This window comes from Rhodococcus sp. LMD, from assembly GCF_056108245.1.
The window spans coordinates 1,436,091-1,454,227 of sequence record NZ_CM148557.1 but is presented as its reverse complement, the minus strand read 5'-3'; the positions used below and the strand labels follow the sequence as shown (position 1 = coordinate 1,454,227).

The following is an 18,137-nucleotide window of genomic DNA, read 5'->3' as shown; positions in this document are numbered from 1 at the left end:
GTCAGGTTCCGGAAAGAGGTGTCAGGTTCCGGAAAGAGGTGTCAGGTCGCTGCCGTCCGTGAGGTCACGGACCTCCGCGTACCGGGCGCGCACGGCCGGGACCGGGTCCGCCTCGTAGCGCCGCACGCCGCCACCCTCCCACCGGGGTGGTTCGGTGCCGCCGGCCAGCACCCAGGCGGCCTGCCGGGCCGCGCCGACGGCGACGTACTCGCCCGGCTCCGGCACCTCCACCGGGACCCCGAGGATGCCCGGCGCGAGTTCGCGCAGCGCCCGGGAACGGGCGCCGCCGCCGACGAGCAGCACCCGCCGCACCGGCACGCCCTGCGCGGTGATGTGGTCGAGACCGTCCGCGAGCGAGCACAGCAGTCCCTCCACGGCCGCGCGCGCCAGGTGTTCCCGTGTCGAATTCGTCAGGCGCAGGCCGTGGATCGCGCCCGTGGCGCCGGGCCGGTTGGGGGTGCGCTCGCCCTCGAGGTACGGCACCAGCACGAGACCGCCGGCGCCGGGCGGGGCCGACAGCGCGAGCCGCGACAGTTCGTCGTGGTCGACCCCGAGCAGCGCGGCCGTGGCGTCGAGGACCCGCGCCGCGTTGAGGGTGCACACGAGCGGCAGGTGCCGGCCGGTGGCGTCGGCGAATCCGGCGACGAGCCCGGACGGATCGCGGCTCGGGGTGGCCGAGACGGCCGAGACCACGCCCGAGGTGCCGACGGAGACGATCACGTCGCCCTCGTGCGCGCCGAGGGCGAGGGCCGCGGCGGCGTTGTCCCCGGCACCGGGTCCGAGGGCGGCGCCCGCGACCGTCTCCCCGACCCGTTCGGCCGGTCCGGCCACCCGGGGCAGCACGGGCCGGCGGCCACGCAGCGCGAGGTCGAGGAGGTCGGTGCGGTAGGAGCCGTCGGCGGCGCTGTAGTAGCCGGTGCCGCTGGCGTCGCTGCGGTCGGTGACGAGCGCGCCGACGCCGGAGGCTCCCGCGAGCTGCCACGTGAGCCAGTCGTGCGGCAGGCACAGTGCCGCAGCGCGGTCGGCGTGGCCCGGTTCGTGGTCGGCGAGCCAGCGCACCTTGGCGACGGTGATCGCGGCGAGCGGCACCACCCCCACGGCGTCGGCCCACGCCTGCCCGCCGCCGAGGTCGGCGACGAGGTCGGCGGCGGCCGCGGCCGAGCGGGTGTCGTTCCACAGCAGCGCCGGGCGCACCACCGTCCCGGTCTCGTCGAGGGTCACCAGCCCGTGCTGCTGGCCGCCGACCGACACCGCGGCGACGTCGTCGAGCCCGCCCGCGGCGGCAACGGCGCGGTCGAGGGCGTCCGCCCAGGCGCGCGGGTCGACCTCGGTGCCGTCGGGATGCGGGGCACGGCCCTCCCGCACGACGTGACCGGTGCGCGCGTCGCAGACGAGGACCTTGCAGGACTGGGTGGACGAATCGATCCCGGCGACGAGCGTCACCTCTGCTCCTTCGGGTCGGCGTCCCGCTCCCCGCGGGTCGGCAGGTCCGCACCCGGGCGCGCGACGGTGAGCGCCGCGGTGCGCGCGGCGACGTCGAGGGCCGCGCGCAGCGCGTCCGGTTCGATTCCGCGCAGGCCCTCGCGGTCGCCGAGCAGTTCCTGCGTCCACAGGGCGTCGAGCAGACCGGCCATGAATGCGTCGCCGGCGCCGACGGTGTCGACGACCTCGACGGGGTGCGCGGCGACGTCGACGGCGCCGGACCGCGCGACGGCGACGGCACCGCCCGCGCCGAGGGTCACCGCGACGAGCGCCGGGCCGAGGGCGAGCCACTCCTGCGCGACGTCGCGGGGGTCGCGGTCGGGGGCGAACCAGCGCAGGTCCTCGTCGCTGGCCTTGACGACGTCGGCGCCCGCGACGAAGCGGGTGATGCGGTCGCGGGTGCGCGGGTCGTCGCCGACCAGGGCAGGCCGGACGTTGGGGTCGTAGCTGATGGTCGCGGTGGGCACGTGCCGGTCGAGCAGCGCGGCGACGGCCTCGCAGCCGGGTTCGAGCAGGGCCGCGATCGACCCGGTGTGCACGTGCCCTGCGCCGGGCTCCGGGCGTGGATCCGGCAGTTGCCACTCGAGGTCGAACTCGTAGGTGGCGGCGCCGTTCTCGTCCAGGGTGGCGGTCGCCGTGGGGGTCCGCGGCGCGGTGCTGCTGCCGGCGGCGAGCCGCACCGAGGAGTCGGCGAGGTGGCAGATGATGCGGCGGCCCCGGTCGTCGTCGCCGATGTGGGTGACGAATTCGACGTCGCGGCCCAGGCGGCCGAGGCCGACGGCGACGTTGAGCGGGCTGCCGCCGACGTGTTCGACGGGCCGGGCCGGGCCGCGCCGGACGATGTCGACCAGGGCCTCGCCGAGGACGAGGACGTGCCCGTTCACGATCCGACCCTGCTGCGGAGGGCCTCGAGCGTGGCGCGGGCGCCGTCGCGGTGCAGGGAGTCGAGCGCCCACCGGTAGGCGTCCACGAACCGCGGCTCGTCGGCGAGATCACCGAAGACGGAGCGGTTCTCGAGGAAGGCGGTCGGATTCCCGCGCTGGCTGCGGGCGAGGGGTCCGAGGGTGCCGGCGAGCCGGTCGACGACCTCGATGCGTTCGCCGGCCTCGTCGGTGCCCTCGGCGTAGCGGGCCCAGCTGGCCACGACGGCGGCGGCCAGGCGCACCGACCCGCCCGTCGCGAGGTTCTCCCGCACGACGGGCAGCAGCCATTTCGGGATGCGGTCGGAGGATTCGGCGCACAGCCGGGCGACGGTGTCGCGGATCTCGGGGTTGGCGAAGCGCTCGATCAAGGTGCGCTTGTACTGCGCGAGATCGATGCCGGGCACCGGCCGCAAGGTGGGGGTGGCCTCGGCGTCCATGTACTCGAGCAGGAACTCCGCGAACAACGGGTCCTGCGCGGCCTCGTGCACGTAGCGGTAGCCGCACAGGTGCGCGAAGTAGGCCAGTGCCTGGTGACTCGCGTTGAGCAGGCGCAGTTTCATCAGTTCGTACGGGGCGACGTCGTCGACGAGTTGCACCCCCGCCTCGTCGAATGCCGGCCGGCCGCAGGAGAAGTCGTCCTCGAGCACCCAGGAGGTGAACGGCTCGGCGACGACGGGCCAGCGATCGCGGACGCCGAAGCGGGCGTCGAGTTCGGGGGCGATGTCGTCGGTCGTGACCGGGGTGATGCGGTCGACCATCGAGTTGGGGAACCGGGTGTGCTCGCGCATCCAGTCGGCGAGACCGGGGTCGACGAGCGCGGCGAAGGACGTGAAGGCCCGCCGCGCGACGGTGCCGTTGCCCTCGATGTTGTCGCAGGACATGATCGTCGGCGACGGCAGCCCGCGTTCGCGCCGGCGCCCGAGGGCGGCGGTGACGAGCCCGAAGACGGTGGTGGGCGCATCGGGGTGCTCGACGTCGCGGCGGACGGCGGGGTCGTCGACGTCGAACTCGCCGGTGTCGTGGCGGATGTTGTAGCCGCCCTCGGTGACGGTGAGCGAGACGATGCGGGTGGTGGGCGCTGCGATCAGCTCGATCACCGCCTCGGGATCCTCGGGTGCGTAACGGTAGTCGACGATCGAGCCGATCACCCGCGGTTCCCACTTGCCGTCGGGGTGGCGCAGGATCAGGGTGTAGAGGCCGTCCTGGGCCGCGAGGGCGTGGCGCATGCGGCGGTCGCCGGGCATGACGCCGACACCGCAGATGCCCCAGTTGCGGGCGTCCCCGCCTTCGAGCAGCCGGTCGACGTACATCGCCTGATGGGCACGATGGAAGCCACCGACCCCGAAATGCACGATGCCGACGCCGATGTCGCGCCGCGAGTACGTCGGGCCGGGGACGGGCAGGGCGGTCAGGGTGTTCTCCCCCAGGTCCACTTCGGGGCTCCTTACGTGTCGTCGCCGGGGTGTACCCGCACGACGGTCTTGATGTTGCCGGGTGTCCGGTCGGATTCGAGTGCTTCGGCCGCCCGCTCGAGCGGAAAGCGGGCGGTGACCATCGCGTCGAGGTCGACGCGGCCGGCGGCGGCGAGGGCGACGGCCGTCGGCCAGGTGTGGGCGTACCGGAAGACGCCGGTGAGGACCAGCTCACGGTTCTGGATCAGCTGGACCGGCAGGTTCATCGTCTCGGCGCCGGAGCCGACGAGGACGACGGTGCCGGCGGGCCGCACGGCCCGCATCGCGGTGGCGACCGCGGCGGGGGCGCCGGAGGCGTCGATGTAGGCGTCGACGTGCAGGTCGGTGACGTCGTCGGTGCGCGGGTCGAGGGCGGCGGTCGCCCCGAACTTCCGGGCCAGCGCGCGACGGTCCGCGTCGAGGTCGGTGACGACGACGTCGGTGGCGCCGAAGGCGCGGGCGACCTGCGCGGTGACGATGCCGATGGGGCCGGCGCCGGTGACGAGCACCCGGGATCCGGCGGTGACGCCCGCCTTGCGGACGGCGGCGATGCCCACGGACAGCGGTTCGCAGAGGGCGGCCGCGTCGTCGGAGACGGCGTCGGGGACGGGATGGGCGAATTCCGCCCCGATGGTGACGTAGTCGCAGAAGGCGCCGTCGACGGGCGGGGTGGCGTAGAACCGCATGTGCGGGCAGAGGTTGTAGCGCCCGCGCCGGGTTTCCTCGGTGGTCGGGTCGGGTCGCTGCGGCTCGATCGACACGCGCTGCCCGATCCGTTCGGCGGGGACGCCGGCACCGACCGCGGCGATCGTGCCGGAGGCCTCGTGGCCGAGGACGAGCGGGGCCTCGACGACGAATTCACCGATGCGGCCCTCGCGGTAGTAGTGCGTGTCCGATCCGCACACGCCGACCGTGGTGACCCGGACGAGCACGTCGCCGGGTGCGGGTTCGGGGACCGGGCGCTCGCGCATCTCGATCCGTCCGGGTTCGACCAGAACGGCGGCGCGCATGCGCTCCGGGATCGACGGGGGTGTTGTGTGGGTCACAGTGCCGATGCTAGCGTACTGAGCAGATGAACGCACCCATGAGCATTTGCTCACGCTCCACCGACTTCGCCGGTTCCCCGGCCCGAGTCCCTCCGACCCAGGAGATGACGTGACCGTCCCCCACGCGACGAACCCGCCCGCGGCCACCGCGGCACCGGAGGATCTGCGCCTGGCGTTGCGCGCCGCGACGCTGTACTACCTCGACGGCCTCACCCAGGCCGAGGTCGCGACGCGCCTGGGCGTCTCCCGCCCGACGGCGGGACGGCTCGTCGCCCGGGCCCGGGCCCAGGGCCTGGTGCGCATCGAGGTGAACGTGCCGGCCAACCTGCGCGACGACCTGCACGCCGACGAGGAACGCGCGCTCGAGGAGCGTTTCGGCCTGCTCGAGGCCGTCGTCGTCGGCGACGGGGTGGACGCAGCCGGCCCGCTCGACGAGGCCGCCAGCTTCGCGGGCGTCGGACGGGCCGCCGCCGCCCTGATCAGCCGGCGGATCCGCGCGACCGACACCCTCGGGTTCACGTGGGGGCCGGAGACCGTGGCCGTCGCGCAGGCCCTCCCGCCGGGCGGGGCCGCATGCGCGACGATCGTCCAGCTCGACGGCGCCGTCACCACCTCCGACTACCAGACCGGCGCCGAGTACGTGCTCGGGCGCTGCGCGGAACAGTTGCAGGCCAAGATGGTCCGGCTCCCGGTCCCCCTGTACGCCGACCCCGCGACGGTCGCGTCCCTGCGGGCCGACTCCATGATCTCCCGCGCCCTGGACGTCGGCCGCCGCGCCGACATGATGATGTTCGGTGTGGGGGCGGTGTCCACGTCGACCACCTTGTTCGAGGGCAGCTATCTCGACACCGCCATGCTCGACACCCTCACCGACCTCGGCGCGGTCGGGGAGATCGCGGGACGGTTCTTCCACGCCGACGGCACGGCCGTGGGCGGGGATCTCGACCGTCGCGCCGTGTCGGTCTCGCTCGACGACATCCGCGCCTGCCCGGCCGCGGTCCTCGTCACCGGCGGGGCCGCCAAACACCAGGCCGCGCTGGGAGCGCTGCGCGGCGGCCTGGTCACCATGCTCGTATGCGACATCGAGTGCGCACGTTGGCTACTCGACCGATGACACCACCGGAGAGACCGGAGAAGAGGCGACGATCGGTGAACAGATCCAGAAGAACCACCCGCATGCTGGCGGCCGGGGCCGGGGCGCTCAGCCTCACGCTCAGCGGCTGCGCCGGCGCCGGCTCGCTCGGCGCCTCCGACCAGACCGTCACCATCGCGATGGTGTCGAACTCCCAGATGCAGGACGCCCAGCAACTCGCCGCCCAGTTCGAGGCCGAGAACCCGGACATCGACCTGCGGTTCGTCACCCTCTCGGAGAACCAGGCCCGCGCGAAGATCACGGCCTCCACCGCGATGGGCGGCGGCGAGTTCGACGTGGTGATGATCAGCAACTACGAGACACCGCAGTGGGCGGCGAACGGGTGGCTGACCAACCTCTCCGAGTACGCCCGGCAGACGGAGGGCTACGACGAGGACGACTTCATTCCCACCCTGCGCGACTCGCTGTCCTACGAGGGCGACATGTACTCGGTGCCGTTCTACGGCGAGTCGTCGTTCCTGATGTACCGCAAGGACCTGTTCGAGCAGGCCGGGATCGTCCTGTCCCCCACCCCCACCTGGGACGAGGTTGCCGCCGCCGCCCGGCTCGACACCCCCGACACCGCCGGGATCTGCCTGCGCGGCAAGCCCGGCTGGGGTGAGGTGCTCGCCCCGCTGAACACCGTGATCAACACCTTCGGCGGCCGCTGGTACGACGAGGACTGGAACGCGCAGCTCACCAGCCCCGAGGTCGTCGAGGCGGTGCAGTTCTACGTCGACCTGGTCCGCGAGCACGGCCAGCCCGGCGCCGCCACGAGCGGTTTCAGCGAATGCGCCACGCAGCTTGCGCAGGGCCGGGTCGCGATGTGGTACGACTCCACCTCGGCGGTCTCCACCCTCGAGGACCCGGCGTCGAGCAACGTCGTCGGAAAGATCGGGTACGCCCCGGCACCGATCCGGGTCAAGGACGACGCGGGCTGGCTCTACAGCTGGTCGCTCGGCATCCCCGTCGACAGCGACAACGCGGACTCCGCGTGGCGGTTCGTCTCGTGGATGACGAGCAAGGAGTACCTGCGCACCGTCGGGGAGACCCTCGGCTGGGAGCGGGTGCCCCCCGGCAGCCGGCTGTCGACCTACGAGATCCCCGAATACCGCGAGGCCGCAGCAGCATACGGGCCGCTCACCCTCGAGTCCATCGAGAGCGCGACGCCGGACGCCCCGACGGTCGAGCCGGTGCCCTACACCGGTGTCCAGTTCCTGGCCATCCCCGAGTTCCAGGACCTCGGAACCCGGGTGAGCCAGCAGATCAGCGCCGCGATCGCGGGCCAGAAGACCGTCACCGAGGCACTGGAACAGGCGCAGGAGTACGCCGACGTGGTCGGCGCCACCTACCGAGAGGATCAGCGATGACAACCCTGGCGGTCGGCGCCTCCACCGCCGACGACTCGGAGCGCATCCGCCGGGTGCGCGACGCCAAGAGCGACGCGGTCTCCCGCGCGGAGGGCTGGCGCCGACGCGGGCCCCTGCTGCCTGCCCTGATCTTCATGATCGTGGTGACCCAGATCCCGTTCGCGTTCACCCTTTACTACTCGACGCAGTCGTGGAACCTGGTGCGCCCGGGCTCACGCAGCTTCGTCGGCCTGCAGAACTACGCGGACGTCTTCCGCGACAGTCAGTTCCGCGAGGTGGCGGTCAACACCGTGATCCTCATCGTCGGCACGGTGCTGATCTCCGTCGTGCTGGGCCTGCTGCTCGCGCTGCTGCTCGACCGGGTCTTCCTCGGCCGCGGCATCGTTCGCACCCTGCTCATCACCCCGTTTCTCGTCACCCCCGTCGCCGGCGCACTGATCTGGAAGACCGCGATGTTCGACCCGGTGTTCGGCATCGTCAACTTCGTGCTCTCCCCGTTCGGCGTGGGGCAGATCGACTGGGTCAGCCGCTACCCGCTCGCCGCGGTGATGGCGAACCTGGTGTGGCAGTGGACCCCGTTCATGATGCTGCTCATCCTGGCCGGTCTGCAGTCGATGCCGCGGGACATCCTCGAGGCCGGGCGGGTCGACGGGGCGGGCGCCTTCGCCCTGTTCCGCGAGCTGACGCTGCCGCACCTGCGGCGGTTCATCGAACTCGGCGCCGTGCTCGGCGCGATCCACCTGGTCAACACGTTCGACGCCATCTACATGATGACCCAGGGCGGACCGGGCACCGCGAGTTCCAACCTGCCCTTCTACATCTATCAGCGCGCGTTCCTCGGCTTCGACATCGGCCAGGCCGCCGCCATGGGCGTGGTGGTCGTCGTCGCCACCATCGTCGTGGCCACCGTCGCGCTGCGGCTGATCTTCACATCGTTCACCGGCAAGGAGGAGGCCGCCTGATGAGCACCACCGCCCCCACCGCACAACAGGTTCCCACACCGGAGACCGTCCCGGTTCGAACCCGGAAACGCAAGCACCGCAGGGCCAATCCGTGGGGCGTCGTCGCCTGGATCGCCGCCCTGGGGTTCTTCTTCCCGGTGTTCTGGATGGTGCTCACCGCCTTCAAGCAGGAGGCCGACGCCTATTCCGATCCGCCGAAGTTCTTCTTCACGCCCACCCTCGACCAGTTCCGCGCCGTGTTCGACACCGGAGTCGGTGTCAGCCTGCTCAACTCGGCGTTCGCCACGGGCGTGTCGACGATCCTCGTCCTGCTGCTCGGCGTGCCCGCCGCGTTCGCCCTGTCGCTGCGGCCGGTGCGCAAGACCAAGGACGCCCTGTTCTTCTTCATCAGCACGAAGATGCTGCCGATCGTCGCCGCGATCATCCCGCTGTACGTGATCGTCGCGAACATCGGTCTGCTCGACAACATCTGGGCACTGATCATCCTCTACACCGCGATGAATCTGCCGATCGCGGTGTGGATGATGCGCTCGTTCTTCCTCGAGGTGCCGGGCGAGCTGCTCGAGGCCGCGAGCATGGACGGCGCGAACCTGTGGACGTCGGTGCGGGAGGTGATCCTGCCGCTCGTCTCGCCCGGCATCGCCGCCACCGCCCTGATCTGCGTCATCTTCTCCTGGAACGAGTTCTTCTTCGCCGTGAACCTCACGGCGGTGCAGGCGCAGACCATTCCCGTGTTCCTCGTCGGCTTCATCACCGGCGAGGGCCTGTACTGGGCCCGCCTGTCCGCGGCCGCCACGATGGCGGCGCTGCCCGTCGTCCTGGCCGGCTGGCTCGCCCAGAACAAGCTCGTGCGCGGCCTGTCGTTCGGCGCGATCAAGTAACTCCCCCACTCACTTTCCGAAGGAACCGTCATGGCCGAGATCACCTACCGCAACGCGTCGTGCCTCTACGAGAACTCCGACACCCTCGCCGTCGACTCCCTGAACCTGGACATCCAGGACGGAGAATTCGTCGTCCTGGTCGGGCCGTCCGGCTCCGGCAAGAGCACCGCCCTGCGGATGCTCGCCGGGCTCGAGGACATCGACGAGGGCTCGATCAGCATCGGCGGCCGCGACATGGTCGGCGTGCCGTCGAAGGATCGTGACATCGCGATGGTCTTCCAGAACTACGCCCTCTACCCGAACAAGACCGTCGCCGAGAACATGGGCTTCGCGCTGAAGATGCGCGGCGTCGGCGCCGACGAGCGGCGCCGCAAGGTCGAACAGGCGGCGAAGCTGCTCGACCTCACCGACTACCTGGACCGCAAACCCGCCAAGCTCTCCGGCGGGCAGCGGCAGCGCGTCGCGATGGGCCGCGCGATCGTCCGCGAACCGCAGGTGTTCTGCATGGACGAACCGCTGTCCAACCTCGACGCCAAGCTGCGCGTGCAGACCCGCACCCAGATCGCCGCGCTGCAGCGGCGTCTCGGCACCACCACCGTGTACGTCACGCACGATCAGGTCGAGGCGATGACCATGGGCGACCGGGTGGCGGTGCTGCGCGGCGGCAAGCTCCAGCAGTTCTCCTCCCCCACCGAGCTGTACGACCGGCCCGCCAACGCATTCGTCGCCGGGTTCATCGGCTCGCCCGCAATGAACCTGCTCGACGCCCGGATCGTCGACGGCGGCGTGCAGATCGGCAGCACCGTCGTCGATGTCGAACGCGACCGCATCGCCTCGCTGCACCGCGCCGGACTCGAGACCGTCACCGTCGGGATCCGGCCCGAACAGCTCGAGATCACGGACGGCGACGGCGTCGAGACCATCGTCGAACTCGTCGAGGAACTCGGCAGCGAGTCGTACGTGTACACCCGCGTCGCGCGCAGCGACACCCCCCTCGTCGCACGCTCGCTCACCCGCACCCCGGCCCGGCTGGCGGACACGATCCGGCTGCGCAAGCGGGAGGGCACGGTGCACCTGTTCCATCCGGCGACCGGTGAACGCGTCGGCGACTGACCCTCCGGCTGTACACCCGCGCCGGAACCGGCGGTACACCCGCGCCGAAACCGGCGGTGGTCGGTACGGTCGGGGCGTGCTCTTCTCGACGATCGTTGCCACCTCGCAGGCCGTCGGTGCCACCCGGTCGCGGCGGGCCAAGGTGGAGGAACTGCGCGCCCTCCTCGCCGTCCTCGACCCCGGGGAGGTCGAGCCCGTGGTGTCGTGGCTGGCGGGTGAGCCACGTCAGGGCCGGATCGGCGTGGGATGGCGCACCCTCGCCGGATCCCGCATCGACCCGTCCGAGGAGCCGTCGCTGACCGTCGTCGACGTCGACCGGGCCTTCACCGAGCTCGCCGGTCTGTCCGGGACCGGCTCGACGGGGCGGCGGCGCGAACTGCTCGCCGGTCTGCTCGGCGCGGCCACCGCCGAGGAGCAGGATTTCCTGGTGCGGCTGCTGACCGGCGACCTGCGGCAGGGCGCGCTCGACGGGGTGATGACCGACGCGGTGGCCGCCGCGGCCGGGCTGCCGGCCGAGACGGTGCGCCGGGCGTTCATGCTCTCCGGCCGGCTGCCCGCAACCGCGGCGGCCGGGCTCGGCGGCGGCGCGGACGCGCTCGCCGCCTTCCGGCTGGAGGTGGGCCGGCCGATCCGGCCCATGCTCGCCGCCCCGGCCCAGTCCCTCGCCGGTGCCCACAGCGAGTTCGGCGGCGAGGTCAGCGTCGAGTACAAGCTCGACGGCGCCCGCATCCAGGTGCACCGCCGGGGCGGGACGGTGCGGGTGTTCACCCGCACGTTGCGGGAGATCACCCGCAGCGTCCCCGAACTCGTGGAGCTGGTCGCGACGCTGCCCTGCACGTCGGTCGTGCTCGACGGCGAGACCCTGGCACTCGACCCTGCGGGCCGGCCCCGGCCGTTCCAGGAGACGATGAGCCGGTTCGGTGCCGAGTCCGCGCACGAGCTGATGCTGCACCCGTACTTCTTCGACTGCCTGCACCTCGACGGCACCGACCTGCTCGACGCGCCGCTCACCGAGCGTCTCGACGCTCTGCGGCGGGTCGCGCCGAACCATCGGATCCCGGGCGTGCTGCGGCCGGACGCGGCCACCGCCGACGCCCAGTTCGACGCCGCCCTCGCCGCCGGGCACGAGGGCGTCGTCGTCAAGGACCTCACCGCGCCCTACGCGGCGGGCCGGCGCGGCCGCGCCTGGCAGAAGGTCAAACCGGAGCACACCCTGGACCTGGTGGTACTCGGCGCCGAGTGGGGTTACGGCCGTCGCACCGGCTACCTGTCCAATCTCCATCTGGGCGCGCGGGATCCGGACGGCGGCGAGCCGATCATGGTCGGCAAGACGTTCAAGGGACTGACCGACGCCCTGCTGCAATGGCAGACCGAGGAGCTCCCGCGACACGAACGCAGCCGCGACGCGCACACCGTGTACCTGCGTCCGGAGCTGGTCGTGGAGATCGAACTCGACGGCGTACAGGTCAGCCCCCGCTACCCCGGCGGGGTGGCGCTGCGCTTCGCCCGTGTGCTGCGCTACCGCCCCGACAAGACCGCCGCCGAGGCGGACACCGTCGACGCGGTGCGCGCACTGTTACCGGGGACGGATTCCGTTCCGCAGCAACCACTTCCGTCCCATCACGGAAGTTCGTGACCGGTCAGGCCCGACCCTGGGCGAGTGCGTCGACCGCGGCCGCGTACATGGTGGACTTGATGGCACCGAGGGTGCCGGGGTCCTTCCCCGCGAGCGGGGTGACGAGTTCGACGGCGGCGTCGAGGACGCCGTCCGCGCCCGCCGTGCGGTCGACCAGACCGGCGGCCTCGGCCTCGAGACCGCCGTAGCGGCGACCGGTGGTCATCGCCGTGACCGCGGTCTGCGGGGTCAGCTTGGCCTGGATCAGCGCGGCCATGCCCGGCGTGAACGGGATGTGGATGTCGACCTCGGGGAAGCAGTAGTAGCCCCGGTCCGCGCGCATCACCCGGTAGTCGTGCGCGATCGCGAGCATGGCACCCGCCCCGAACGCGTGCCCGACCACGGCGGCGACCGTCGGCAGCGGGAAGGTGAGGATGCGGCCGAAGAGCGCCTGCACCCGGCCGACGTACCACTGCGCCCGATCACCGTGAGCTGTCAGCCATTCCAGGTCCAGGCCGTTGGAGTAGAACTTCCCCGTCGCCGTGGTGACGAGTGCGTGCGCGTTCTGCTGCACTTCGTCGAGGAGCCGGTCGACGGTGTCGAGCCAGTCGGGAGAGAACCGGTTCTCGTCGTCGCCGAGGTCGAGGACGGCGATCTTGTCCCGGTAGGTCAGAGTGACGGTCATCGCGAGCCTTTCGTGTGGCCGCCGCGCCCGGATGGCGCGGGCGGAGGATCGAGGGCGAGCACCGCGCGGACCGCGGCCTCGAGACGGTGGCGCATGGCCGCGTCGGGGACACGCCCGCGCCGGAGCAACAGACCTGTCGGCAGACCGACGACACAGTCCTCGACGACCGCGACCGCGCGCGCGTCGCCGCGGCCCCACAACGCCCGGGACAGGCGGACGAGCAGCGCGACCACAATCGAATCGAGCCGCCCCAGCTCTGCGGCGACGTCCGCCGGCGGGTCGGACCCGAGCAACTCCTCGCGCCGGACGGTGAGCAGGAGGCGCGAGGACTCGGGGAACAGGGCGGCGAACGCCGCGGGGGCATCGGCGGCGGCGACGACGGCGTCGATCCCCCGGTCCGGCGTCGACGCGGAGCCGAGAACCTCGTCGACCGCCGCGCGCTGCAGGTCGAGGAAGCGGTGGGCCGCGCGCAACCAGGCCCGGCCGACCAGCCCACCGCGGGAGCCGAAGGCGTGATACAGAGCCCCGTTCGACATCCCCGTGGCCGCGGCGACCGCACGCAGCGTCACCGCGCTCGCACCACCGGCCACCACCAGATTCTCGGTGGCGTCGAGAACCTCGTCGAGGTCGTGGATGCGGGGCCGGGGCACAGCGGGACCATAACAGAACGCATGCTCTATTACCAGCGGGTAACCGAACGGGGCGCCCGGCCGGACACGGGACACCGTGCGCCTTCCGGACCGCGGTCCCGGTGAGCGGAACCCGCGCTGCCGTCCCCGCTTCGGACCGGGAGAATCCGCGTCCGACACCACCGAGGAGGCAAGCATGGAGACCGCCGGCCGTTTCGAGAACAAGGTCGCCTTCGTCACCGGCGCGGCGCGCGGTCAGGGCCGCGCCGAGGCCGTGCAGTTCGCCCGCGAGGGCGCCGACATCATCGCGGTCGACGCGTGCACCGACTTCGCCTCGACCGCCTACCCGGGCGCCACGGAGGAGGATCTCGCGGAGACGGTGCGGTTGGTCGAGAAGACGGGCCGTCGCATCGTCGCCACGACCGCGGACGTGCGGGACTTCGACGCGCTGTCGCGGGCGCTGGCCGACGGCGTCGAGCAGCTCGGCCGCCTCGACGTGGTGGTCGCGAACGCCGGCATCTGCTCGGGCGCGCTGTCGTGGGAGATCACCCTCGAGCAGTGGCGGGAGACCGTCGACGTCAACCTCACCGGCGTGTTCCACACCGCGAAGGCCGCCGTGCCCTACCTGATCGAGCAGGGCGAGGGCGGGGCGGTCGTCTTCACCAGCTCCGTCTCGGGGCTCAAGGGCACCCCCTTCACCGGCCACTACGTCGCGACCAAGCACGGCATCACCGGCCTGGCGAAGACGATGGCGAACGAACTGGGCGAGCACCGGATCCGGGTCAACACCGTCCACCCGGCCGGCGTGGAGACCGGCATGAAGGTCAGCGACCTGCACCCGCTCATCGCGAAGTACGCGACCACCCTGGGCCCGATCTACATGAACTCGCTGCCCTACGAGATCCTGCAGCCCGAGGACGTCGCGGCCGTCGTCGCGTGGGTGTGCTCCGACGAGGCGAAATACATCACCGGCGCGCAGATCCCCGTCGACCTGGGGAACCTGATCCGCTGAGCGCCCCCACCCTGTGTGGCCGAATGTCACACCGCTTCGATCTGATCGAACGCATGTCACATTCGGCCACCCCCGTCCCCCGGCGGATACCCTCCGGAGGGTGACCTGGTCCCTGGAGTTGGTTCCCACCGCCGTCGGGGTGACCCTGCTCGTCGGGACGACGACCGCGGTGCTGTGGGGCTACCGCGCCCCGCATCACTTCGCGCCGGCGGTCGCGGTGCTGCGGGGCGCCGTGCAACTCGCCCTGATCAGTGTGGTGCTGTCCGGGGTGATCACGAGTCCCGTCTGGGTGGGGGCCGCGCTGCTGGTCATGTTCACCGTCGCCGCTGCCACCGCATCCCGCCGGATCGGCTGGAGCCCGGGGCACGTGGCCCTCGTATCCGGTGCGATGGCGCTCGGGATCGCCGTGACGCTCACGATCGTCTTCGTCACCGGCGCCATCGAGTTCTCCCCGCGGTACGTGCTGGCCATCGGCGGCATCGTCGTCGGCAACGCGATGACCATCGCGACCCTCGCGGGGCGGCGCTTCACGGAACTGACCGGGGACAACTGGGACACGGTCGAGGGCTGGCTCGCGCTCGGTGCGACGCCGCGGCAGTCCACCCGCGAGCTCACGCGACTGGCCGTCCACTCGGCGCTGATCCCGTCGACCGACCAGACCAAGACCACCGGGCTGGTGACGCTGCCGGGTGCCTTCGTCGGCGCGATCTTCGGAGGTGTGTCCCCGCTCGAGGCCGGACGCTTCCAGATCGTGGTGCTCGCCGCGATCATGGCCGCCGGAACGATCACCGCCGTCGTCCTCGTCTCCGGTCTGGCACCGGTCCGTACCCGGCCCGGCCTGCCGGACTGACCTCCCACTGCGCACCCCGGAACCGGAGGCCGGTGGGCGTAGGATCGCAGGCAACCACTCGGTGCACGTTCGGTCGCCGCAGGGAGCGAGGATGGGCACGTCGACGGTGCTCGACCACGCGCGGGCAGCGTTCCACGCGCGGGACTGGACGCGGGCGTTCGACGCGTTCCGCACCGCCGACGCGCACGAGCCCCTCACCGCCGACGACCTCGACCTGTTCGCACGGTCGGCGTATCTGGTCGGCCGGGACGACGACTGCGCGACGCTGTGCGAGCGTGCGTTCTCGGCGCATCTCGACGCCGACGACCCCGAGCGGGCCGGACTCAGTGCGTTCTGGCTCTGCTTCCTGCTGATGAACCGTGGGGAGGTGGCGCGCGCCGGCGGCTGGCTCGCCCGGGCCCAGCACCTGACCGAGCCCGGGCGCCCGGACTGCGCGACACGCGGCCTCCTGATGCTGCCGGCGGCGGTGCAGGACATGCATGCGAACCGGCCGGCCGACGCCCTGCCCTCGTTCACCGCCGCCCAGGCGATCGGCCGAGCCTGCGGCGACGCCGACCTCGTCGCGCTGAGCACCCTCGGCATCGGGCAGTGCCGCATCCTGCTCGGCGACGTCGCCGGCGGTCTCGGCACCCTGGACGAGGTGATGGTCGGCGTGAGCCTCGACGAGGTCTCGCCGGTCGTGGCCGGACTGGTGTACTGCGCGGTCATCGAGGCCTGCCAGGGCACGTTCGAGCTGCAGCGGGCCAGGGAATGGACGCGGGCACTCGGCCGCTGGTGCGACGCCCAGCCCGGCCTCGTTCCCTTCCGGGGACAGTGCCTCGTACACCGCGCGGAGATCCTGCAACTCGAGGGCGCCTGGACGGAGGCCATGGACCTGGCCCGGCTCGCGTTCCGGCGGCTGTCGGACCCACCGGGTCAACCGGCCGTCGGCATGGCCCTGTACGAACAGGGCGAACTGCACCGGTTGCGCGGCGAGTTCGACGAGGCCGAGGACGCCTACCGCCGCGCCGGCCGGCTCGGCCGCGAGATCCAGCCGGGCATGGCGCTGCTGCGTCTGCGCCAGGGCGACACCGACGCGGCGCTCGCCGGGATCCGGCGGGCGCTCGGCGAATCGCTTCCGCTCTATCGTCCGCGGCTGCTGGCGGGCCACGCGGAGATCGCGCTCGCCGTCGGCGACGTCGCGGCCGCGCGCCGCAGCGCCGACGAACTCGCGGCGCTGGCCGGGGAACAGGACGCTCCGGCGTTGAGTGCGATCGCCGAGCAGGTCACCGGCGCCGTCCTGCTCGCCGAGGGCGCACCGCGCGCCGCCCTCGACCGGCTGCGCCGCTCGTGCGGGCTCTGGCGCGGCTTCGAGGCGCCCTACGAGTGCGCGCGGGTGCGGGTGCTGCAGGGCCGGTGCTGTGACGCGCTCGGCGACGCCGAGACGGCGCGGCTCGAGTACGAGGCCGCGGCGGCGACGTTCCGGGACCTGCACGCCGAGCCGGACCTGCGGGACCTCGCGCGGAGGCCGGGGCGCCCGGCCGCGCGGGGCCGGCTGACCACCCGCGAGATCGAGGTGCTGCGGGCCGTCGCCACGGGGAAGACCAACCGCGCCGTGGCCCGTGAACTCGTGTTGAGCGAGAAGACCGTGGCGCGGCACCTGAGCAACATCTTCACCAAGCTCGACGTGTCGTCCCGGGCGGCCGCGACGGCATACGCGTACGAGCACCACCTGCTCTGAGCTGCACAGAACTACCCATCCGGGTCCGCGGACGGCTGCGTACTTCGCCCGACGCGGCCGATGCCGGCGGCGCCTAACGTCATCCGTCCAGTCCCCTCGAGCCCGGGAGTTCCGATGACCACCGACAGTGCACCCCGACGGATCGACACCGTCGTGATCGGCGCAGGCCAGGCGGGGCTGTCCGCCGGCTACCACCTCGCCCGGCACGGGCGCCCCTTCCTGATCGTCGACGCGAACCGGCGGATCGGCGACAACTGGCGCAGCCACTGGGATTCGCTGCGCCTGTACAGCCCCGCCGGATACGACGGCCTGCCCGGCATGCCGTTCCCCGGCGATCCGCACCGCTTCCCGACGAAGGACGACGTCGCCGACTACCTCGAGGCGTACGCCGCGCGGTTCGAGCTGCCCGTTCGCGGCGGCACCCGCGTGCGACGGCTGTCGCGCGAGGACGGCCGCTTCGTCCTCGACTGCGGCGAGATGCGGATCGAGGCCGGCAACGTCGTCGTCGCCACCGGCACGTTCGGCCGCACCCCCAGCATCCCGGACTTCGCGGCCGAGCTGGACCCGCGGATCGTGCAGCTGCACTCGAGCGAGTACCGCAATCCGGCGCAGCTGACCGACGGCCCGGTGCTCGTGGTGGGCGCGTCCCACTCCGGCGGCGACCTCGCCTACGAGGTGGCGACGTCCCATCCGACGATCCTGTGCGGCCGCGACACCGGACAGCTCCCGGTGCGGCTCGAGAGCCGCCGGATGCGGGTGCTCTTCCCGATCGTGTGGTTCGCGTGGGGCCACGTGCTCTCCGTACGCACCCCGCTCGGCCGGAAGGTACGTGAACTCGAACGCCGCCACGGCGCACCGCTGTTGCGGGTCAAGCGGGAGGACCTCGCCGCGCTCGGCGTCGAACGGATCACCGAACGGGTCACCGGGGTCGTCGACGGCCGCCCAGTCCTCGCCGGCGGGCGCGTCCTCGACGTGACGAACGTGTTGTGGTGCACCGGCTTCCGTCAGGCCTACGACTGGATCGAGCTGCCGGTGCTCGGCCCGGACGGCTGGCCGCTCGAGGAGCACGGGGTGGTGACCACCATTCCCGGCCTGTACTTCACCGGGCTGTGCTTCCAGTCGTCGTTCCGCTCGATGCTCGTCGGCGGGGCCGGCGCGGACGCCGGGCACGTCGTCCGGCACCTCGTCGAGCACCGCGCGCCGGTCGGCCCGATGTCACATCGCTTCGATCCGATCGAACCGATGTGACATTCGGCCACCCGCGCG

General features: G+C 72.1%; 16 protein-coding genes. 10 read left to right on the top strand and 6 right to left on the bottom strand.

Going from position 1 to position 18,137, the window contains the following annotated elements:
• Positions 1–21: 21 nt before the first annotated feature.
• From xylB to ACWPQI_RS06810, 4 genes are read right to left on the bottom strand one after another with little or no spacing between them, the layout of a single operon-like run.
• Positions 22–1,443, bottom strand: a complete 1,422-nt coding sequence (gene xylB, locus ACWPQI_RS06825; protein WP_102030857.1) for a xylulokinase — start codon at positions 1,441–1,443, stop codon at positions 22–24.
• Positions 1,440–2,366 carry a carbohydrate kinase family protein gene (locus ACWPQI_RS06820; RefSeq protein WP_268965545.1) on the bottom strand — a complete coding sequence of 309 codons (927 nt, stop codon included), beginning with the start codon at positions 2,364–2,366 and terminating at the stop codon, positions 1,440–1,442. The genes xylB and ACWPQI_RS06820 overlap by 4 nt, the downstream gene beginning before the upstream one ends.
• Positions 2,363–3,838, bottom strand: a complete 1,476-nt coding sequence (locus ACWPQI_RS06815) for a mannitol dehydrogenase family protein (protein WP_474738704.1) — start codon at positions 3,836–3,838, stop codon at positions 2,363–2,365. Before ACWPQI_RS06815 ends, ACWPQI_RS06820 begins: the two co-directional genes overlap by 4 nt.
• A gap of 11 nt (positions 3,839–3,849) precedes the next feature.
• A complete protein-coding gene (locus tag ACWPQI_RS06810; RefSeq protein ID WP_474738839.1) occupies positions 3,850–4,866 on the bottom strand; it encodes an NAD(P)-dependent alcohol dehydrogenase in 1,017 nt (338 codons plus the stop codon).
• Positions 4,867–5,011: 145 nt separating this feature from the next.
• On the opposite strand from ACWPQI_RS06810, the gene ACWPQI_RS06805 reads away from it, so the two are divergent.
• The 6 genes from ACWPQI_RS06805 to ACWPQI_RS06780 all read left to right on the top strand — a co-directional run bounded on the left by ACWPQI_RS06805 (position 5,012) and on the right by ACWPQI_RS06780 (position 11,996).
• Positions 5,012–6,016, top strand: coding sequence for a sugar-binding transcriptional regulator (locus tag ACWPQI_RS06805; protein WP_010592527.1), 1,005 nt, complete (start codon positions 5,012–5,014; stop codon positions 6,014–6,016).
• Positions 6,017–6,078: 62 nt separating this feature from the next.
• Positions 6,079–7,404, top strand: coding sequence for an ABC transporter substrate-binding protein (locus ACWPQI_RS06800; protein WP_064065819.1), 1,326 nt, complete (start codon positions 6,079–6,081; stop codon positions 7,402–7,404).
• Entirely contained in the window at positions 7,401–8,366 is a 966-nt protein-coding gene (locus ACWPQI_RS06795; RefSeq protein ID WP_040275337.1) for a carbohydrate ABC transporter permease, read from the top strand. The genes ACWPQI_RS06800 and ACWPQI_RS06795 overlap by 4 nt, the downstream gene beginning before the upstream one ends.
• Positions 8,366–9,247, top strand: a complete 882-nt coding sequence (locus ACWPQI_RS06790; RefSeq protein WP_040275335.1) for a carbohydrate ABC transporter permease — start codon at positions 8,366–8,368, stop codon at positions 9,245–9,247. The genes ACWPQI_RS06795 and ACWPQI_RS06790 overlap by 1 nt, the downstream gene beginning before the upstream one ends.
• Positions 9,248–9,277: 30 nt before the next feature.
• Entirely contained in the window at positions 9,278–10,360 is a 1,083-nt protein-coding gene (locus ACWPQI_RS06785) for an ABC transporter ATP-binding protein (protein ID WP_010592531.1), read from the top strand.
• 76 nt (positions 10,361–10,436) lie between these two features.
• The gene (locus tag ACWPQI_RS06780) at positions 10,437–11,996 is read left to right on the top strand and encodes an ATP-dependent DNA ligase (RefSeq protein ID WP_040275330.1); all 1,560 of its coding nucleotides are present in this window, start codon (positions 10,437–10,439) and stop codon (positions 11,994–11,996) included.
• Between the two features lie 4 nt (positions 11,997–12,000).
• On the opposite strand, the gene ACWPQI_RS06775 is transcribed toward ACWPQI_RS06780, so the two are convergent.
• Positions 12,001–12,660 (bottom strand): enoyl-CoA hydratase-related protein, encoded by a 660-nt coding sequence (locus ACWPQI_RS06775; protein ID WP_010592533.1) that lies wholly within the window; start codon positions 12,658–12,660, stop codon positions 12,001–12,003.
• Positions 12,657–13,310: a TetR family transcriptional regulator gene (locus tag ACWPQI_RS06770; RefSeq protein WP_010592534.1), complete on the bottom strand. Its 654-nt coding sequence runs from the start codon at positions 13,308–13,310 to the stop codon at positions 12,657–12,659. Before ACWPQI_RS06770 ends, ACWPQI_RS06775 begins: the two co-directional genes overlap by 4 nt.
• 175 nt (positions 13,311–13,485) lie before the next feature.
• Between ACWPQI_RS06770 and ACWPQI_RS06765 the strand changes: the two genes are divergently transcribed.
• The 4 genes from ACWPQI_RS06765 (at position 13,486) to ACWPQI_RS06750 (ending at position 18,119) form a co-directional block, all read left to right on the top strand.
• Positions 13,486–14,301, top strand: a complete 816-nt coding sequence (locus tag ACWPQI_RS06765) for a mycofactocin-coupled SDR family oxidoreductase (protein ID WP_017680253.1) — start codon at positions 13,486–13,488, stop codon at positions 14,299–14,301.
• Between the two features lie 100 nt (positions 14,302–14,401).
• Positions 14,402–15,151 (top strand): ABC transporter permease, encoded by a 750-nt coding sequence (locus ACWPQI_RS06760; RefSeq protein ID WP_010592536.1) that lies wholly within the window; start codon positions 14,402–14,404, stop codon positions 15,149–15,151.
• Positions 15,152–15,242: 91 nt separating this feature from the next.
• Positions 15,243–16,871, top strand: a complete 1,629-nt coding sequence (locus ACWPQI_RS06755) for a LuxR C-terminal-related transcriptional regulator (RefSeq protein ID WP_017680254.1) — start codon at positions 15,243–15,245, stop codon at positions 16,869–16,871.
• A gap of 114 nt (positions 16,872–16,985) precedes the next feature.
• On the top strand, positions 16,986–18,119 hold the full coding sequence (locus ACWPQI_RS06750) for a flavin-containing monooxygenase (protein WP_474738703.1): 1,134 nt from the start codon (positions 16,986–16,988) through the stop codon (positions 18,117–18,119).
• Positions 18,120–18,137: the final 18 nt, after the last annotated feature.